An 18,750-nucleotide genomic window follows, 5' to 3' on the forward strand; every position below is an offset into this window, starting at 1 on the left:
GCATCTCCGTTGGCTGGTGGAGCTATTGCAGCGCGCCTGCTCAGCGGCGGCGTTTCCGATCTTGCGCAAACCCGGCATCCGCACCGGGCAGACCCGTCAGATGATCCTGCAGCAACACGATGGCCTGGCGCACCTTGGCCGGCTGGGTCTGCCGATGCGGGGTGACTGCCCACACCGGCAACGACGGTACCTCCCACTCCGGCAACAAGCGCTGCAGGCTGCCAGATTCCAGCAGCGGCGCCGCATCCAGACTGGTCAGCACCGCCACTCCCAATCCGGCTTCGCACAGACGCAGTACCGCCGGTTGGTTCTGGCTGGCGATACGCGGGTGCGCGGGCACCAGGCGCTCCTCGCCACTCTCCCGCTGATGCCAGACCAGACCGGGCACCTGCGGCATGCCCAGCCATTCCGCCGCCGGCACCTGCAGCGGATCGTCGGGAACGCCGTGCCGCTGCAGCCAGGCCGGCGCCGCGCACGGCCAGCGCTGCAGGCTGCCCAGGCGTTGCGCCATCCAGTCACTGTCCGGCAACTGGCCGAAGCGCAGCGCAAGATCAATGCGCGCCTGCAGCAGATCGGTCCAGCCATCGTCGAAGAACAGGTGCAGGCGCAGCTGTGGGTTGTCCTGCAGCCAGCCGCCCAAGGCTGGGCCGATGTGCGCGGCCATGCCCAGCGGCGCAGACAGGCGCAGCTCGCCGCTGGGTGCCTGCCGGGCGGCCGACAGTTCGGCCTCCGCCTCGCCCGCTGCATCCAGCAGGCGCGCACAGGCGGCGTAGTAGCGGCTGCCGACGTCGGTCAGCGCCAGACGCCGCGTCGAGCGGTGCAGCAGGGCCACACCAGCGTCCTGCTCCAACGCGCGTACCTGCTGACTGACCGCCGAGGTACTCATGCCCAGCGCCCGCGCCGCCGCACTCATCGAACCGTGCTGCACCACCTGGGCGAACAAGGCCATCCGTTTGACACTGTCCATCGGCCACCTCCGTGCCGCCATTGTGAAGCACAGCTTCAAGGTGATTGTGATTTTTTGCGACTGCCGCCGACGCCGACTTGGGGGGACACTGGCGTCATTCCCCACCCCAAGGACGTTCCCATGAAAGTTGCCCTGATCGGTGCCACCGGCTTTGTCGGCAAGGCCGTACTCGACGAACTGCTGGCCCGCGGCCATGACGTGACCGCGCTGGTCCGCGACCCGGCCAAGCTGGAAGCCCGCCCGCACTTGCAGGTGACCAAGGCCGATGTGCGCAATGCCGATGAAGTGCACGCCGCCGTTGCCGGTACCGATGCCGTGATCAGCGCCTACAACGCAGGCTGGGCCAACCCGGACCTGTACAATGAGTTCCTTCAAGGCACCCGTGCAATCGTCGCCGGCACCAAGGCTGCAGGCGTGAAGCGTTACATCGTGATTGGCGGTGCCGGCAGCCTGTACGCAGCGGACGGCACCCAGCTTGTGGACTCGCCCAGCTTCCCGGCCGCGATCTATCCCGGCGCCAGCGCGGCGCGTGATGCGCTGACCGAGCTGCGCAACGAGACGTCGTTGGACTGGACCCAGCTGAGCCCGCCGGTTGCCTTCCATCCGGGCAGCGCGACCGAGCGCACCGGCACGTACCGGGTTGGCGGCGAGACCCCGCTGAGCACCGGCGACGGCCCGGGCACGATCAGTGCAGCGGATCTGGCAGTGGCGGTGGTGGATGAGCTGGACGCGCCGAAGCATGTTGGCCAGCGGTTTACGGTTGCCTGGTGAGTTTCTTGCGCTAGAAGCTCCCCCTCACCCCAACCCCTCTCCCGCAAGCGGGAGAGGGGCTCGCATTGCTGGCGCTCGTAGTCCACTAGCCCCTCTCCCGCGCGCGGGAGAGGGGTTGGGGTGAGGTCAGCTTCTAGCAAGCAGACCCAGCTCCTGACTTTCCTCTGCAGCGTCCGAGCCGCTTCTCAAGCCCCAGCCAACGCCTGCTCCAGATCCGCCAGCAAGTCATCGATATGTTCGATGCCCACCGACAGGCGCACGGTATCCAGCGTCACCCCGGCCTTCTCCAATTCCGCCGCATCCAACTGCCGATGCGTGGTGGACGCCGGATGCGTCGCCAAGGACTTGGCATCACCAAGATTCACCAGCCGCGTGAACAGCTGCAGCGCATCAAGGAAACGCGCCCCGGCCTCACGCCCACCCGGCAGGCCAAACGTCAGCACGCCAGAGCCCTGCCCGCGCAGGTACTTCTGCACCAGCGCATGCTCCGGATGATCAGGCAATGCAGCGTAGTTCACCCACGCGACCTTCGCGTGCTTCTGCAGGTAATTGGCCACCGCCAGCGTATTGCTGTTGATCCGGTCCATGCGCAGCGCCAGCGTCTCGATGCCCTGCAGGATCTGGAACGCGTTGAACGGTGAAATCGCCGCGCCCATGTTGCGCAACGGCACCACGCGGGCACGGCCAATGAAGGCCGCCGGGCCCAGTGCTTCGGTATAGACCACGCCGTGGTAACTCACATCCGGCGTATTGAGGCGCGGGAAGCGTTCCTTGTGCTCGGCCCACGGGAAGCGACCGGAATCGACGATGGCACCGCCAAGGCTGGTGCCGTGGCCGCCGAGATACTTGGTCAAGGAATGCACCACGATATCCGCGCCGAAATCGAAGGAACGCTGCAGGTACGGCGTGGCGACAGTGTTGTCGACGATCACCGGCACACCATGCGCATGCGCGATCTTGGCGATGGCTTCGATATCGGTGACGTTGCCGCGCGGGTTGCCGATGGATTCGACGAACACCGCCTTGGTGCGCTCGTCGATCAAGGCTGCGAAGGCCTGCGGATCGCGGTAATCGGCAAAGCGGGTCTGGATGCCAAACTGCGGCAGCGTATGCGCGAACAGGTTGTAGGTGCCGCCGTACAGCGCGCTGGAAGCCAGGATATTGTCGCCGGCCTCGGCAATGGTCTGGATGGCGTAGGTGATCGCGGCCTGGCCCGAGGCCAGCGCCAACGCACCGATGCCGCCTTCCAAGGCCGCGATGCGCTTTTCCAGCACATCGGTGGTGGGGTTCATGATGCGGGTATAGATATTGCCCTGGACCTTGAGGTCGAACAGATCGGCACCGTGCTGGGTGTCGTCGAAGGCGTAGGCAACGGTCTGGTAGATCGGCACCGCGACTGCGCGGGTGGTCGGATCGGGGGAATAGCCGCCGTGCACGGCGATGGTTTCAGGCTTCCACTGCGGATCGGTCATCGGAGTGCTCGCTAAGGAGTGACCGCTGACGATAGCCGAGGATGGATGGCAACCGGTGGACGGTTGCAGGGGTTACTTGTGAGGGGGCGTTATGTGCTGATGCTTTTTTTTGAAGCGTGCATCTCTAGCTAGAAGCTTCCCCTCACCCCAACCCCTCTCCCGTAAACGGGAGAGGGGCTCGGATCGCGTCAGCTGCCCCTGCACTAGCCCCTCTCCCGCGTGCGGGAGAGGGGTTGGGGTGAGGGCAGCTCTTAAAGCTTTTGAAGCGTTGGCTCCGGCTTTCAGCCCTTGCCAAACTGCAACTGCCCGCCACCACCAGCTTCCACCTTGATGGTGTCGCCGCTGGCGAACTCGCCGGCCAGGATCTTCTGCGCCAACGGATTTTCCAGCTGGGCCTGGATCGCACGCTTCAAGGGCCGCGCGCCATAGATCGGGTCGAAGCCAACATTGCCCAGCACATCGAAGGCCGAATCCGACACCTCCAGGCGCAAACCACGCTCGCCCAGGCGCTTCTCCAGTCCACGCATCTGGATGCGTGCGATCTGCTTGATCTGCTGCTTGTCCAGCGGGTGGAACACGACGATGTCGTCCAGGCGGTTGATGAACTCCGGACGGAAGTGCGCCTGCACCACGCCCATCACCGCTGCCTTCATCTGCGTATAGGCTTCCGGGCTGTCGTCGCCGCTCATGTCCTGGATCTGGTGCGAGCCCAGGTTCGAGGTCATCACGATGACGGTGTTGCGGAAGTCCACGGTGCGGCCCTGGCCGTCGGTCAAACGACCGTCATCCAGCACCTGCAGCAAGATGTTGAACACATCCGGATGCGCCTTCTCTACTTCGTCCAGCAGGATCACGCTGTACGGGCGACGACGCACCGCCTCGGTCAGGTAGCCACCTTCTTCGTAGCCCACATAACCCGGGGGCGCACCGATCAGGCGCGACACGCTGTGCTTCTCCATGAACTCACTCATGTCGATGCGCACCATCGCGTCGGGCGAATCGAACAGGAAGTCGGCCAGCGCCTTGGTCAGTTCGGTCTTGCCGACGCCGGTCGGGCCCAAGAACAGGAAGGAGCCACTCGGACGGTTCGGGTCCGACAGGCCGGCGCGCGAACGCCGCACCGCGTCGGAGACCACGCGGATCGCTTCTTCCTGGCCAACCACGCGGTTGTGCAGCATGTCTTCCATGCGCAGCAGCTTGTCGCGCTCGCCTTCGAGCATCTTGCTGACCGGAATACCGGTCCAGCGCGAGACGACCTCGGCGATTTCCTCGTCGGTCACCTTGTCCTGCACCAGCTTGAAGTCCTCGCGCTCCATCTCCTGCGCGGCCTGCAGCTGCTTCTCCAGGTTCGGCAGCAGGCCGTACTGGATCTCGCTCATCTTGGCGAAGTCCTGTCGACGCTGCGCGGCTTCCAGGTCAAGTTTTGCCTTCTCGACCTGCTCCTTGATCTTGGTCGCGCCCTGCAGCGCGGCCTTCTCCGACTTCCAGATTTCGTTGAGGTCGGAGAACTCACGCTCCAGCGTGTCGATGTCGGCTTCCAGATCGGCCAGGCGCTTGCGCGAGGCATCGTCCTTCTCCTTCTTCAGCATTTCGCGCTGGATCTTGAGCTGGATCAGACGGCGTTCCAGACGATCAAGTTCTTCCGGCTTGGAGTCGATCTCCATGCGGATGCGCGAGGCGGCCTCGTCCATCAGGTCGATGGCCTTGTCCGGCAGCTGCCGGTCGGTGATGTAGCGATTCGACAAGGTCGCCGCCGCAACCACGGCCGGGTCGGTGATCTCCACACCGTGGTGCACCGCGTAACGTTCCTTCAGGCCACGCAGGATGGCGATGGTGTCCTCCACCGTCGGCTCACCGACAAATACCTTCTGGAAGCGGCGCTCCAGCGCGGCATCCTTCTCGATGTACTGGCGGTATTCGTCCAGCGTGGTGGCGCCGATGCAATGCAGTTCGCCACGCGCAAGCGCGGGCTTGAGCATGTTGCCCGCATCCATCGCACCGTCACCCTTGCCGGCGCCGACCATGGTGTGCAGTTCGTCGATGAACAGGATGATCTGGCCTTCGTTCTTGGACAGGTCATTGAGCACGGCCTTTAGCCGCTCTTCGAACTCGCCGCGGAACTTGGCACCGGCAATCAGCGCGCCCATGTCCAGCGAGAGCACGCGCTTGCCGCGCAAACCCTCGGGCACTTCGTCGTTGATGATGCGCTGGGCCAGACCTTCGACGATCGCGGTCTTGCCCACGCCGGGTTCACCGATCAGCACCGGGTTGTTCTTGGTACGGCGCTGCAGCACCTGGATGGTGCGGCGGATCTCTTCGTCGCGGCCAATCACCGGGTCGAGCTTGCCGCTCTCGGCACGTGCGGTCAGGTCGATGGTGTACTTTTCCAGCGCCTGGCGCTGCTCTTCGGCGTTTTCGCTTTGCACGGTTTCTCCGCCGCGCAGCTTGTCGATCGCGGCTTTTACTTTGTTCTTGTCAGCGCCCGCAGCACGCAGGGCCATGCCGGCCGGGCCGCCATCGTCCACCGCCGCCAGCAGGAACCACTCGCTGGCGATGAACTGGTCGTTGTGCTGCTGGGCCAGCTTGTCGGTGTTGTTGAGCAGGCGATTGAGATCGTTGCCCATCGACAGGCTGCCGGCCTGGCCGGACACCTTGGGCAGTGCATCGAGCGCCTCGGTCAGCCGCTCGCGCAGCACCGGCACGTTGACGCCGGCCTGGGCCAGCAAGGGCCGGCTGCTGCCACCGGGCTGATCGAGCAGCGCGCTGAGCACATGCACCGGCTCGATGATGTTGTTATCACGGCCAACCGCCAGCGACTGGGCATCCGCCAAGGCTTTCTGGAAATTGGAGGTGAGCTTGTCCATCCGCATGGGTCTTCTTCCTCAAAGTTGGGAGGCCAGCAGTGCTGGCGATACTGATTCAGATGCGGTTGCAACGGCGTGATTCAAGGGTGAATAGCGTCCTTGTTCAGCTGCAATCGCAATCCCGCTCCAGTATCACCAGCTGCCGTCACCGCAACCTTGATCCAACGCAAGCGGCAGCGCGGCTCAGCCGCGCGTGATCGCCGCGCGCAGCGCCCGCAGCTGCTGCTTCACCGCCTGTTGCTGGCTGGCATCCATGCGCAGCAAGGCTTTCTGCCCGATCGACAGCGACTGCAGGGCCGGATCGACGAAGCGATAACGGCCCTTGCCATCCGGCTCCACCGCCAGCGGACGGGCCGGCTCGGGGGTCTGCAACAGGTGGTCGATCACCACCACCAGCCTGTCGTTGAAATAACCATCGGGATGACCGATATCGCGATAGGCCTGCTGCAGCAAGGGATAGAAGCGTTTGTAAGCAGCCGCTACCGCGCCCGCATCGGCACGGGTAAAGGCATCCACGTAAGGCGCATAGCGCGTGGCATTGGCGGCTGCCAACTGCTCACCGCCAGCACCGCCCTGCTCCACCTGCAGCGCGCCCGGCAACGGCCGCACGGCCATCGCCGCCCCTGGCAGGCTGGGCTGGGTGAGGTTGTCCACATGCACCACCACGCGCTGGATCAGCTGCTCACGCAGCAGCACGGCCAAGGCATCTGCGGGGAACAAACCGTTCAAGGCCTGCCAGACGGAGGCGTCGCTGTCGGCCAGGGCCGGCAAGGCCGGGTCGGCCGCCACGTCAAGCGGATATTTCGGCTCAGCCGCTGGCTCGGGCGTAGCCGGCGGTTGGATGGCCGGTGTAGCCGGGCTATCCACCAGCGGAGCAACGGTTGGCGTTGCCTGCCGCAGCTGCGCCACGTCATCACGGAACATCCACCATGCCGCGCCGCCAACCGCGACGACGCCAACCACTGCCCAGGGCCACACTGCTTTGCGCTTCTGCATCACTTGCACCTTTATTGCACGTGATGGTGTGACCCTGTTTATCCCGCCGGGTTCCCCTGCGGTTCAAGCCCCATGCATCAACGCTGTTTCTGCAGTGACATCAGGCCGATAACGACCGCCAGTACCGCGTAGGCAGCGCTCACCTGCAAGGTGATGGCCTGGCGCAGGCCGTCCAGCTGCCACGGCAGGTAGATGCCGCCGCGCGGATCGGTGGAATGGATCACGCCGAACGCACTCAGCGCGGCAGCCACGAACAGCAGACTCACCGCGACGCCAGCACGCCGCTCGATCAAGGCCACCAGTGCTGCCGCCCAGATCATCGCGGAGATGATGAAACCATTGCCCAGCAACTGCAGCGTAGCCACATCCGACAGGCCATGGCCGTCGACCGCTGCATACAGCGCAGCCGCCGCATCCGGCGCCACCCAGGTGCCGAACTTGATGTTGATCAGGTAGGCAATCGCCGGCAGGAAGGCCAACGCGACCGCGATCGCATGCTCACGCTTGGTCTGCTGGAAGGCCTGCACGGTGATGTCCAGGCCGACGAAGACGATGATTGGTGCCAACACCGCCACCGGCAGCCACTGCACCAACCCGGCAACCACGCCGAGCATGCCGCCGATACCGATGAACAGGCCGGTCAACAGCGTGTAGCCGGTGCGTGCACCCAGGCGCTTGTAGGCCGGCTGGCCGATGTATGGCGTGGTCTGTGCGACACCGCCGCAGACGCCGGCGATCAGCGTGGCAATGGCCTCGACCAGCAGGATGTCGCGGGTGCGGTAGTCGTCACCGGCAGCGCGTGCACTCTCCGCCACGTTGATACCACCCACCACCATCAGCAGGCCGAACGGCAGCAGCAGCGACAGGTATGGCACGGTCAACGGCAGGCCTTCGACGAAGCCCAGCGTCGGCAGCGGCAAGGCCACGGCGAAGGAGATGGCCGGCGGCCACTGGAAGCCGGTCAGTGCGCCCGCCGCGCCCAGCCCGTAATACAGCACCACACCAACCAGCAGCGCGAACAGCACACCCGGCAAACGCAGCGGCACCACGCCACGCGCAACCAGCACATAAAGCAACACACCCAGCGTGACCAGACCGACCAACGGCTGGCGCATGCTCTCGATCAGCGGCAGGAAGCCGAGCAGGGTCAGCGCTGCACCACCGATGGAGCCGAGCAGCGCCGCACGCGGCACGTGGCGGGTAACCGCATCGCCGACGAAGGACAGCACCAGCTTGAGCAGGCCCATCACCACCAGCGAGGCCATGCCCAGCTTCCAGGTCGCCATCGCCGCGGCCTGCGGGTCCATGCCCAGCTGCTTGAAGCCGACGAAGGCCGGGCCCAGCACCAGCAGCGCCATGCCGATGCTGGTCGGTGCATCCAGACCCAACGGCATCGCGGTGACGTCATCACGGCCAGTGCGGACAGCCAGACGGCGCGCCATCACCGTGTACATCAGGTTGCCGATCAACACGCCGAAGGCGGTGCCCGGGAACATGCGGCCGAACACCACATCGGCCGGGAACTGGAAGATGCCGACCAGCGCCATCGCGATGAAGCCGAGGATTGACAGGTTGTCGACCACCAGGCCGAAGAAGCCATTGAGATCGCCAGCGACGAACCAACGTGGACGGGATGCGGATGCAGAAGAATTCATGGGGATATCGTCAGGAATGCGGAGCGATGGTAACGCCGGGAAAATGCGTGCGGATGGAACAGATCATTCGTTCGTGGGCAGTTTCACCCAGCCCAGCACCGGGCCACGGCTGGGATTGCGGTAACGCAGCTGCAACCAGCCATCGGCTTCGTCCAGCAGCTCGACGCGGTCGCCCTTGAGCAGGTAGCGCTTGGTCGAGGTGTCACCGGCCCGGCTGTACAGCAGCAGCTTGTCCGGCACCACCGATGCGCTGCGGCCCGGCATCGGGGCGTCCTTCAGCGGCGGATCGAAGGCATTCCAGATGGCGGTTTCGAGCCGCTTGCCTGCGGCATCCCAGGTGCTCCACACCGTGAGGATCTCCGCATCTTCCACTTCGGCCAGCGCCAACACCTGCGCGAGCGCTTCGGTGTCGAGGAAGGCGTTGCGCATCGAGCGGTACAGGTAGACCTTGTCGCCCGCAAAGCGGTAGATATCGCTGTACCACATGGGCCCACTGCGGCAGCTGCTGCTCAACGTGCGTGTGGCCGGGTCCGGGGTCAGCGACCAGAAACCTTCACAGCTGATCTCCGGGGCCTCAGGTGCGGCCAACGCGCGGAACTGGCCACTGGCCGGCTCGTACAGGTAAACCGTGACCGATTCGTTGACCTGGCCCAGCGTCGCACTGGTGTCCAGATCCTGGTAACCGTCGAAGTTGTAGTCGGCGTGGCCCAGCCGCGTGCCGCCGCCTTCCTCGTTCGTGGACGCAGGCAGCACCTGCCGGGCCGGTGAGCGGCTGGTGCCCACCTCCACGCTGCCGTCGCCGAGCAAGCGCGCATGCGCGCTGACGCCGGCAGCGACCTCGAAGCGGATCTCGCTGTCATCTGCCGCGAATGCCGGCGCTGCCAGCAGCGAAACCGCTGCAATCAGCAAGCCGCGCGTGGAAAAACGGCAGCGGGACGTGGATATCAGGGACATCATCGAGAAGCTCATCTGCGGTTGGAGGCTGCCCGCAGGCTAGCCGATCCAGTGCGGATCAGAACGAAACCTCGACCGGCTGCCGCGACCACAGCACCGACTGGTGCCTGGTTGCCTGCTTCCACGCCAGGCGGATGGCTTCGATGTCGTTGCGGCGCTGCGGGCTGTCCTCATGCAGGATCACCAGTACCTTGGTGCGCAGCCGGTTAGGCTCCGGGGCACCGCGGAACAGCCACTGGCCGTAGGCATCGAACACGGTCAGGCCATCGGGGAATCGCGGGGTGACTTCCTTGTCGAGGAAGGCGCGCCACTGCGCATCGCTGATCACATCGGTCTGCTCACGTGCCGACGGGCCAGTTTCCTCGCCAACGCCGAAATACAGCTCGCTGCGCACCCAGCCACCGGCTTCGGCCGGTCGCGCGGCATCACCGTGCAATTGGGCACTGGGTGCAGGCTCGGCAGCAGGTGGAGCGGCGTGGGCAGCTCCGGCAACGGCAAACAACAGGGGCAACAGGACTGCGTGCAACTTCATGGAAAACCTCCGGACAGGAACGACACGGTGGCATCCAAGGCACCGCAGGGGATATCGCGTTTGGTTATCAGCCAATTGCCAGCAGGACTTGCATCGCGGCCGCCGTTAACGCGAAGATAATATATCGCTTCATCCGGATGGATGTAAGTGTTATCTGAAACCTTTCCACCATCCGCGCCTCCCCCACGTCCCGCTTTTCCCACAGTTTCTGGAGTTCCCATGTCCCGCCCCACCTCGGCCCCGCTCGGCCTGGCCATCGCGCTGGCGCTGTCTTCCCCCGCTTTTGCCCAGGACGCCCAGCAGGCGACCAATCTGGATACGGTGATCGTCACCGGCACCCGCGCCGTGGACCGCACCGTGCTGGAGTCCACCTCGCCGGTGGACGTGCTCAGCGCCGAGGACATCCGCAAGGCCGGCGTGGTCAACGGTGAGCTGGGCAGCGCGCTGCAGGCGCTGCTGCCCTCGTTCAACTTCCCGCGCCAGTCCAACTCCGGCGGTGCCGACCACATCCGCGCCGCCCAGCTGCGCGGCCTGTCACCCGACCATGTGCTGGTGCTGATCAACGGCAAGCGCCGCCATAACAGCGCCCTGGTCAACACCGACAGCAAGATCGGCAAGGGCACCACGCCGGTGGACTTCAATGCCATCCCGGTCAGCGCAATCAAGCGCATCGAGGTGCTGCGTGACGGCGCCGGCGCGCTGTATGGCTCCGATGCGGTGGCCGGCGTGATCAACGTTATCCTCGACGACGCGCCGGAAGGCGGCGCCATTGAGGCCAGCTTCGGCGCGCACCACACCGACCTGAAGCCGATCGACCGCACCCTGACCGATGGCCAGACCAGCTTCTTCAGCGCCAAGGTCGGCACCGCGCTGACCGACGACGGCGGCTTCCTGCGCGTCGGCCTGGAACTGAAAAACCGCGAAGCCACCAACCGTGCCGGCTTCGACCAGATCCCGCCGTGGGAAGCGCAGACCCCGGACAATCTGGCCCTGGCCGGCAAGCGCAATTACTCACTTGGCGATGGCGCCAGCAAGGACCTCAACGCCTGGTTCAATGCCGAAATCCCGTTCGGCGCCGCCTCCAAGGCCTACGCCTTCGGCACCTACAACCAGCGCGATACCGAAGGCGCCAATTACTTCCGTTACCCTGATGGCGAGGCCAACTGGAAGGAGCTGTACCCGAACGGCTACCGCCCGATCTCCGAAGGCGAGAACCTGGATGTGCAGCTGGTGGCCGGTGCTCGCGGCGAGCTGGGCGAATGGAACTACGACGCCAGCCTTGACCACGGCCGCAACGAGTTCACCTATCGCCTGCGCAACTCACTCAACGCCTCGCTCGGACCGACCAGCCCTACAAGCTTCAAGACCGCCGATTTCAGCTTCACGCAGACCGTGGCCAACCTCGATTTCGGCCGCCTCTTCGTACGCAGCAATGACACCCACAGCCTTGGCTTCGGCATCGAAGGCCGTCACGAGCGCTATGAAACCGGCGCCGGCGACCCGGCCAGCTATGCCGCCGGCCCGTATACCGACCGCCCGACCGGCTCGCAGGCCGGCGGTGGCCTGACCCCGCAGGACGAGGCCGATCTGTCGCGCGATGTGATCAGTGCCTACACCAGCCTGTCCTCGACCTTCGGCGAGAAGTTCTCCACCGATATCGCCGCCCGCTATGAGCATTACGAAGATTTCGGCGGCGAACTGACCGGCAAGATCGGTGCGCGCTATGCCTTCGCACCGGCATTCGCGCTGCGTGGTTCGGTCTCCAACAACTTCCACGCGCCGTCGCTGAGCCAGATCGGCTACGAGTCCACCTCGACCGGTTACACCGCCGGTGGCCAGCTGGTGCAGGGCCGTCTGCTGTCGGTGAACAATCCGATCGCACGTGCCTTGGGCGCTACTGACCTGAAGCCGGAAAAGTCGATCAACTACAGCCTCGGCTTCACCAGCCAGATCGGCAGCCACTTCGACCTGTCGCTGGACCTGTTCCAGATCGATATCGATGACCGTATCGCACTGTCGGAGAGCATCACCGGCGATGCACTGACCGATTTCGTGCAGCAGCAGTTCGGCATCGGTGGGCTGGAAAGCGCGCACTACTTCGTCAACGCCGCCGATACGCGCACCCGTGGCGCCGAGTTCGTCGGCAACTGGCGGCAGTCGCTGGGTGACGGCGAGCTGCTGTTGACCGGCACCTGGAGCTACGCCAAGACCGAGCTGAAGAATGTCGTCGCCACGCCTTCGCAGCTGCTGGCACTGAACCCGGACTACGTGCTGTTCGGCGTGGAGGAGAGCAATACGCTGACCGACGCCGCACCGCGCACCCGCGCGCAGTTCGCCGCCAGCTGGGCCAATGACAGCTGGTCGCTGAGCAGCCGCGTCAGCCGTCATGGCAGCGCCAAGCGCGTGTTCGATTTTGGTGGCGGCTACGTCCCGACCCAGACCTACCAGGCCGAATGGCAGTTGGATGCGGAAGTCGAGTACCGCATCACGCCGCAGTGGAGCGTGGCGATCGGCGGGCAGAACCTGACCGACAACTACCCGGACAAGTCGAACGAAGACATCTACTACTTCGGCAACCTGCCGTATGACGTGTTGTCGCCGATTGGCAGCAATGGTGCTTATTGGTATGGGCGGGTGCGGTTTACGTTCTGATTTGGGTGTTTAGTGCGGGATTGCTTGCTTAGAGCTTCCCCTCACCCCAACCCCTCTCCCGCGCGCGGGAGAGGGGCTCAGAACGCTTGAGCTCGTAGTGCACTAGCCCCTCTCCCGCGCGCGGGAGAGGGGTTGGGGTGAGGGGAAGCTTCTAGCTAAAGAACCCCAAAGCCCGCGAATTCATCCAGCTTTAACAGCGCTGGGCGCTCCTTACGCCTGCCGGCACATTCCAGCCCGGTTCATCCCTTGCGGAGGCGTATATGTTCGAGTCGTTGATTCGCGAAGCGGCCAGCCGATTTCATCTCGGCGACAATGCAGGGCGCCTCGTGCGCCAGCTTGTCGATGTCATTTTCGATCCAGCCAACGGCGGCTTCGCCGGACTGCAGAAACGCTTTACCGACGCAGGCCTCGACGGCCTGCTCTCGTCGTGGATCGGCACCACGCCAGGCGACAACGTCCTGCAACCGGACCAGTTCAGCGCCGGCTTCGGCCAGAACCTGTCCAGTGGCATCGCCAGCAAACTCGGCATCCCAGCTGCCGCAGTGAACATGGCGGGGGCGTGGTTGTTACCCAAGATCGTCGGCCAGCTTACCCAGGGCGGAACAATCCCCACTTCGCGTCCTGCTGACTACGAGCGCTGGTTTGGTACCAGCACACCTACCGCCGGCTATAGCGGCGGTGGCACCGTTGCCAGCAAACCATCCGGCGGCTTCTGGAAATGGCTGCTTCCACTGATCCTGCTGCTTGCGGCGTTCCTGCTGTTCCGCAGCTGCAAGAAGGAAGAAACCGTTGCACCAGCGCCGATGCAACCGGCGACCACCATGCAACCTGCGGCACCGGTTGCACAAGCCAATCCACGCTTTGGCTTCGAGAACGTGGACGGCAAGGTGACAGTAAGTGGCCAGGTTGCCAACGAGGCGGACAAGACCCGCTTGTGGGATGCGCTGAAAGCCAACTTCGGTGAAGGCAATCTGGCCGGCAACATCAGCGTTGATCCGGCAACCCTGCCAGCGGGTTGGCTGGACAAGCTGATCGCCGCGCTGCCAGAGCTGAAAGCCAAGGGCCTGAAGTTCGGTTTCGATGGTGACAAGCTCAGCATTGATACCAGTGGCATGGCCGAAGCCGATCGTTTCACCGTAAGCGACAAGCTGCGCAGCCTGTTCGGCGGCTTCGAGATCAGTGGCTTGTGGGACCGTGCGGCAGCAGCGTTATCAGGGCTCAAAGCAGGTTTCAGCGGCGATGATCTGGTCAAGGCCTTGAACCTGATGAACATCTATTTCGACACAGGTTCGGCCACCATCACCCGCGACAGCCTGGAAACGCTGACCAGCGCGGCCAATGCGATCAAGCAGGCACCTGCAGGCACTAAGATCGAGGTAGGCGGGCACACCGACAACACCGGTGATGCAGCTGCCAACGTCACCTTGAGCCAGCAGCGTGCAGATGCTGTGGTTGCCAAGTTGGCCGAGCTTGGCGTTGCTGCCGGTACGCTCAGTGCCAAGGGCTATGGCCAGGAAAAGCCGCGTGCCAGCAATGACACCGACGAAGGACGTGCGCAGAACCGCCGGATCGAGTTTGCGGTTACCAAGTGATGTTGTGGATTGGGTGAAGAGCAGAAGCTTGCCCTCACCCCAACCCCTCTCCCCCCGGTGGGGGGGGGGGGAGGGGGCGACGAGTGGGCGCGCGGGGGGCCCCACACCCCCGGGGGTGGGTGGGGGGGGTTCGCCACCCCGGTGGGGGCGGGCGCCGCCCCCCCCCCCCCCCGGGGGGTGTGGGGTTGGGGTGAGGGCGCTCTGAAAGCACGCAGTCCCAACCGTTTCACCCCAAATGACCTTCCTGTAACAACCGCTACGGCATAGTGTCCGCATGCTTGATGACCTACAGCGACCGCCCCCTCCGGCGCTGGCAGATGACGACGCACTGTTTCTCGACGTAGACGGCACCTTGCTCGCCTTTGCCGACCACCCGGACAAGGTGGCACCCGACCCGTCCCTGCTCACGCTGCTGGCCAGCGTGCAGCAATGTCTGGGGGGCGCGCTGGCGCTGCTCAGTGGCCGCCCCGTCAGCCAACTGCAGGCGATGTTCGCGCCATTGCGCCTGCCCATGGCTGGCCTGCACGGCGCGCAATTGCTCACTTCCGCCGATGCGTCACCTGCGCAGGCGGATACCGCGCAATGGCTGCACGCATTGCACCAGCGCGCGATGCAGCTGGCGCATGCCCACCCCGGCGTGATGATCGAGAACAAGGGCCAGGCACTGGCCCTGCACTGGCGCAACGCGCCGGATGCTGGCGCGGCCGTGATCACATTCGCCAACGCACAACTACCGCAGCTCCATGACGTGCGCCTGCAACCCGGCAACCACGTCATCGAGTTCGTCGGCAGCGGCCACGACAAGGGCCGCGCCCTGCAGCAACTGATGCAAAACCCGCCTTTCCAAGGCCGGCGCCCGGTCTTCATCGGCGACGACCTGACCGACGAGCACGGCTTCCACGCCGCGCAGCAGCTCGGCGGCATTGGCGTACTTGTCGGCCAGCGCAACGAAAGCGTGGCAGTTGCAGCACTGCCCGACATCACCGCCGTACACGCTTGGCTGCGCGCAGCCATTACCTGACCCACCCGGAGGAAACAGCGACGCCACTGGCGCTCGCGCAACAAGGAGAACGCAATGCAAGACGCCACCCTCGACCTTGGCGTAGTTGGCAATGGCAGTTTCGGCGCACTGATCGACAGGCAGGCGCGCGTAGTCTGGAGCTGCCTGCCCAGCTTCGATGGCGACCCGGCTTTCTGCGCCCTGCTCGGCCCCAACCAGCACCCCGGCGGTGACTTCGGCATCGAGCTCGAGGACTTCCTCGACAGCGAGCAGTCCTACCTCACAAACACTGCGATCCTGCGCACCGTGCTGCGCGATACGCATGGCGGCGCAGTGGAAATCCTCGACTTCGCCCCGCGCTGGCGCCAGAACGATCGCTTCTACCGGCCGGTCAGCCTGATCCGCCAAGTCACGCCGCTGTCGGGCAATCCGCGCATCACGGTGCGCGCTCGGCCGCTGGCCGACTGGGGTGCGCGGCAACCGGAAACCACCTGGGGCAGCAACCATATCCGTTGGTTGCTACCGGATCTGGTGTTGCGCCTGACTACCGATGTGCCCGTGCGCTTCGTCCGCGATGCCCTGCCCTTCGTACTCAATCATCGCGTGCACCTGGTGCTGGGCGTGGACGAATCGCTGAACCGCTCGCTCAGCGGCTACGTACAGGAAGCCATGCAGCGCACCCGCGACTACTGGCGCGAATGGGTGCGCTACCTGTCGGTGCCGCTGGAATGGCAGGACGCGGTGATACGCAGCGCCATCACCTTGAAACTGTGCCAGTACGAGGACAGCGGCGCGATCATCGCGGCGATGACCACCTCCATCCCGGAAGCCCCCGGCAGCAGCCGCAACTGGGACTACCGCTATTGCTGGCTGCGCGATGCCGCCTTCGTGGTGCGCGCGCTCAACCGGCTCGGCGCGACCCGCACCATGGAGCAATTCCTGGGCTACATCTTCAACCTGGCCAGCACCGACGGCAGCCTGCAGCCGCTGTACGGCATCGGCTTCGAGGCCAAGCTCGACGAGGAGGAAGTCGCCTCGTTGTCCGGCTATTGCGGCATGGGCCCGGTACGCCGCGGCAACCTGGCCTGGGTGCAGCGCCAGCACGATGTCTACGGCAGCGTGGTACTGGCCTCCACCCAGCTGTTCTTCGACCAGCGCCTGCAGGACCCGGGCGATGCGCATACCTACGCGCGCCTGGAGCCTCTTGGCGAGCAGGCCTTCGCCCTGCATGACGTGCCGGATGCGGGACTGTGGGAATTCCGTGGCCGCACCGAAGTGCATACCTATACCAGCGCGATGTGCTGGGCGGCCTGTGATCGGCTGTCCAAGATCGCAACCCGCTTGAAGCTGGATGGCCGCGCCGTCTACTGGCGCGAACGGGCCAACCAGATCCACGCGCGGATCATGCACGAAAGCTGGAATGAGCAGCTTGGTCACTTCACCGACACCTTTGGTGGTCATCGGCTGGATGCATCCTTGTTGTTGCTGGCCGACATCGGCTTCATCGATGCCAAGGACGCGCGCTTCATCGCCACGGTCGAGGCCATCGGCCGCGATCTGAAGCATGGCAATGCCTTGTACCGCTACACCGCGCCAGATGATTTCGGCACACCGGAAACCAGCTTCACGATCTGCACCTTCTGGTACATCGACGCACTGGCAGCGATCGGGCGGATGGACGAAGCGCGCGAGATGTTCGAGATCCTGCTGCAGCAGCGCAATCATCTGGGCCTGCTATCCGAAGACCTAGCCTTCGATGGCAAGGCCTGGGGCAATTTCCCGCAGACCTACTCGCATGTGGGCTTGGTGATCGCTGCGATGCGCTTGTCGCGCAGCTGGCAGGAGGCGTCGTGAGCCGACTGGTGGTGGTCTCCAACCGCGTGGCATTACCAGGCGAAAACCGCGCTGGCGGGCTGGCCACCGGTCTGTTGGCGGCGCTCAGCGAACGCGGCGGTTTGTGGTTTGGCTGGAGTGGACGCAGCGTCAATGTCGACAGCGGTGCCCTGCATGAAGCGCAGGATGGGCCGATCCGCTATTTGACGATGGACCTGTCCAAGAACGATCTGGACAGCTACTACAACGGCTTTTCCAACCGCGCCTTGTGGCCGCTGCTCCACTTCCGCCTGGATCTTGTCGACTACGACCGGCGCAAGCGCGAGGGTTACTGGAAGGTCAATAGACTGTTTGCCGATACGCTGGCTCCACTGCTACGCGACGACGATACGGTGTGGATCCACGACTACCACCTGATCCCATTGGCGGCGTTGCTGCGCGAGCGTGGTATCGCCTGCAGGATTGGCTTCTTCCTGCATGTGCCGGTTCCCTCGGCCGACCTCATCCAGGCCCTGCCCGACCACCGCTCACTGTTCTCGGCGTTGTATTCGTACGACCTGCTCGGCTTCCAGACCCGCCGTGACGTCGACCGCTTCCAGTCCTATGTGCGCCTGTTCGGCGGCGGCACGTTGATCGACAGCGACTGGATCAAGGCACCCGACGGTCGCCGCGTGCGCACCTCCGCATTCCCGATCGGCATCGATACCGAACACATCGCGCGGCAGGCCCGCAGCGCGGCCAGCAACAAGCCGGTGCGCGACCTGCGGCAGAGCCTGCAGCACCGCAAGCTGGCAATCGGTGTGGACCGGCTGGATTACTCCAAGGGCCTGCCGGAACGTTTCCACGGCTTTGAACGATACCTGCAGCGCTATCCGCAGCAGAAAGGCGATATGACCTTTCTGCAGATCGCACCGGTATCCCGTGGCAGCGTCAACGAGTACCGCAAGCTGCGTGGCGATCTGGAGCGTCTGGCCGGGCATATCAACGGCGGCCATGCCGAAGCCGATTGGACACCGCTGCGCTACGTCAACCAGAACTACGCACACAGCACCCTGACCGGGTTCTATCGGCAGGCGGCAGTCGGCTTGGTAACGCCGCTGCGCGACGGCATGAACCTGGTCGCCAAGGAGTACATCGCTGCGCAGGACCCCGACAACCCGGGCATGTTGGTGTTGTCGCTATTGGCTGGCGCGGCGGATGAATTGAAGCAGGCGCTGCTGGTCAATCCGCACGATCTGGATGGTGTTGCCGATGCGATAGCGACGGCTGCAAACATGCCGCTGGCAGAGCGGATCGAGCGCTGGCGGGCGATGATGGAGCATCTGCGTACGCATGATATCCACCGCTGGCGGCGGGATTATCTGTTGGCATTGGAGGGGGTTTAGGTCTGGAGCAGGGGCAAGAGCTTGCCCTCACCCCAACCCCTCTCCCGCAGGCGGGAGAGGGGCTAGTGCACTACGAG

General features: G+C 64.6%; 12 protein-coding genes and 1 pseudogene. 6 read left to right on the forward strand and 7 right to left on the reverse strand.

Annotation, left to right across the window (positions count from 1 at the left end):
• Positions 1–40: 40 nt before the first annotated feature.
• Entirely contained in the window at positions 41–967 is a 927-nt protein-coding gene (locus ACVOLI_RS03540) for a LysR family transcriptional regulator (RefSeq protein ID WP_282269281.1), read from the reverse strand.
• A gap of 120 nt (positions 968–1,087) precedes the next feature.
• Here ACVOLI_RS03540 and ACVOLI_RS03545 point away from each other — a divergent pair, with 120 nt between their 5' ends.
• Positions 1,088–1,738, forward strand: coding sequence for an NAD(P)-dependent oxidoreductase (locus ACVOLI_RS03545; protein WP_481533547.1), 651 nt, complete (start codon positions 1,088–1,090; stop codon positions 1,736–1,738).
• A gap of 185 nt (positions 1,739–1,923) precedes the next feature.
• Here the strand turns inward: ACVOLI_RS03545 and ACVOLI_RS03550 are convergent, their stop codons facing one another.
• The 6 genes from ACVOLI_RS03550 to ACVOLI_RS03575 form a co-directional block, all read right to left on the reverse strand.
• The gene (locus tag ACVOLI_RS03550; RefSeq protein ID WP_481533548.1) at positions 1,924–3,210 is read right to left on the reverse strand and encodes an O-acetylhomoserine aminocarboxypropyltransferase/cysteine synthase family protein; all 1,287 of its coding nucleotides are present in this window, start codon (positions 3,208–3,210) and stop codon (positions 1,924–1,926) included.
• A 281-nt stretch (positions 3,211–3,491) separates the two neighbouring features.
• Entirely contained in the window at positions 3,492–6,080 is a 2,589-nt protein-coding gene (clpB, locus tag ACVOLI_RS03555; RefSeq protein ID WP_481533549.1) for an ATP-dependent chaperone ClpB, read from the reverse strand.
• 177 nt (positions 6,081–6,257) lie between these two features.
• Positions 6,258–7,070, reverse strand: coding sequence for a DUF3014 domain-containing protein (locus ACVOLI_RS03560; protein ID WP_481533550.1), 813 nt, complete (start codon positions 7,068–7,070; stop codon positions 6,258–6,260).
• A 77-nt stretch (positions 7,071–7,147) separates the two neighbouring features.
• Positions 7,148–8,725 carry a hypothetical protein gene (locus ACVOLI_RS03565; protein WP_481533551.1) on the reverse strand — a complete coding sequence of 526 codons (1,578 nt, stop codon included), beginning with the start codon at positions 8,723–8,725 and terminating at the stop codon, positions 7,148–7,150.
• A gap of 63 nt (positions 8,726–8,788) precedes the next feature.
• Positions 8,789–9,682, reverse strand: coding sequence for an XAC2610-related protein (locus ACVOLI_RS03570; protein WP_481533552.1), 894 nt, complete (start codon positions 9,680–9,682; stop codon positions 8,789–8,791).
• 55 nt (positions 9,683–9,737) lie between these two features.
• A complete protein-coding gene (locus ACVOLI_RS03575) occupies positions 9,738–10,211 on the reverse strand; it encodes a DUF3574 domain-containing protein (RefSeq protein ID WP_481533553.1) in 474 nt (157 codons plus the stop codon).
• 219 nt (positions 10,212–10,430) lie between these two features.
• Here ACVOLI_RS03575 and ACVOLI_RS03580 point away from each other — a divergent pair, with 219 nt between their 5' ends.
• From ACVOLI_RS03580 to otsA, 5 genes and pseudogenes are all read left to right on the forward strand, one after another.
• Positions 10,431–12,863 (forward strand): TonB-dependent receptor plug domain-containing protein, encoded by a 2,433-nt coding sequence (locus ACVOLI_RS03580; RefSeq protein ID WP_481533554.1) that lies wholly within the window; start codon positions 10,431–10,433, stop codon positions 12,861–12,863.
• Between the two features lie 260 nt (positions 12,864–13,123).
• Entirely contained in the window at positions 13,124–14,455 is a 1,332-nt protein-coding gene (locus tag ACVOLI_RS03585; protein WP_481533555.1) for an OmpA family protein, read from the forward strand.
• Positions 14,456–14,729: 274 nt separating this feature from the next.
• Positions 14,730–15,476 carry a trehalose-phosphatase gene (gene otsB / locus ACVOLI_RS03590; RefSeq protein ID WP_481533556.1) on the forward strand — a complete coding sequence of 249 codons (747 nt, stop codon included), beginning with the start codon at positions 14,730–14,732 and terminating at the stop codon, positions 15,474–15,476.
• 27 nt (positions 15,477–15,503) lie between these two features.
• Positions 15,504–17,309: pseudogene (locus ACVOLI_RS03595) on the forward strand (glycoside hydrolase family 15 protein); the annotation flags it as partial.
• Entirely contained in the window at positions 17,306–18,673 is a 1,368-nt protein-coding gene (otsA, locus tag ACVOLI_RS03600; RefSeq protein ID WP_481533557.1) for an alpha,alpha-trehalose-phosphate synthase (UDP-forming), read from the forward strand. The pseudogene ACVOLI_RS03595 and the gene otsA, both read left to right, overlap by 4 nt.
• Positions 18,674–18,750: the final 77 nt, after the last annotated feature.

Source organism: Stenotrophomonas sp. STEN029 (genome assembly GCF_056760015.1).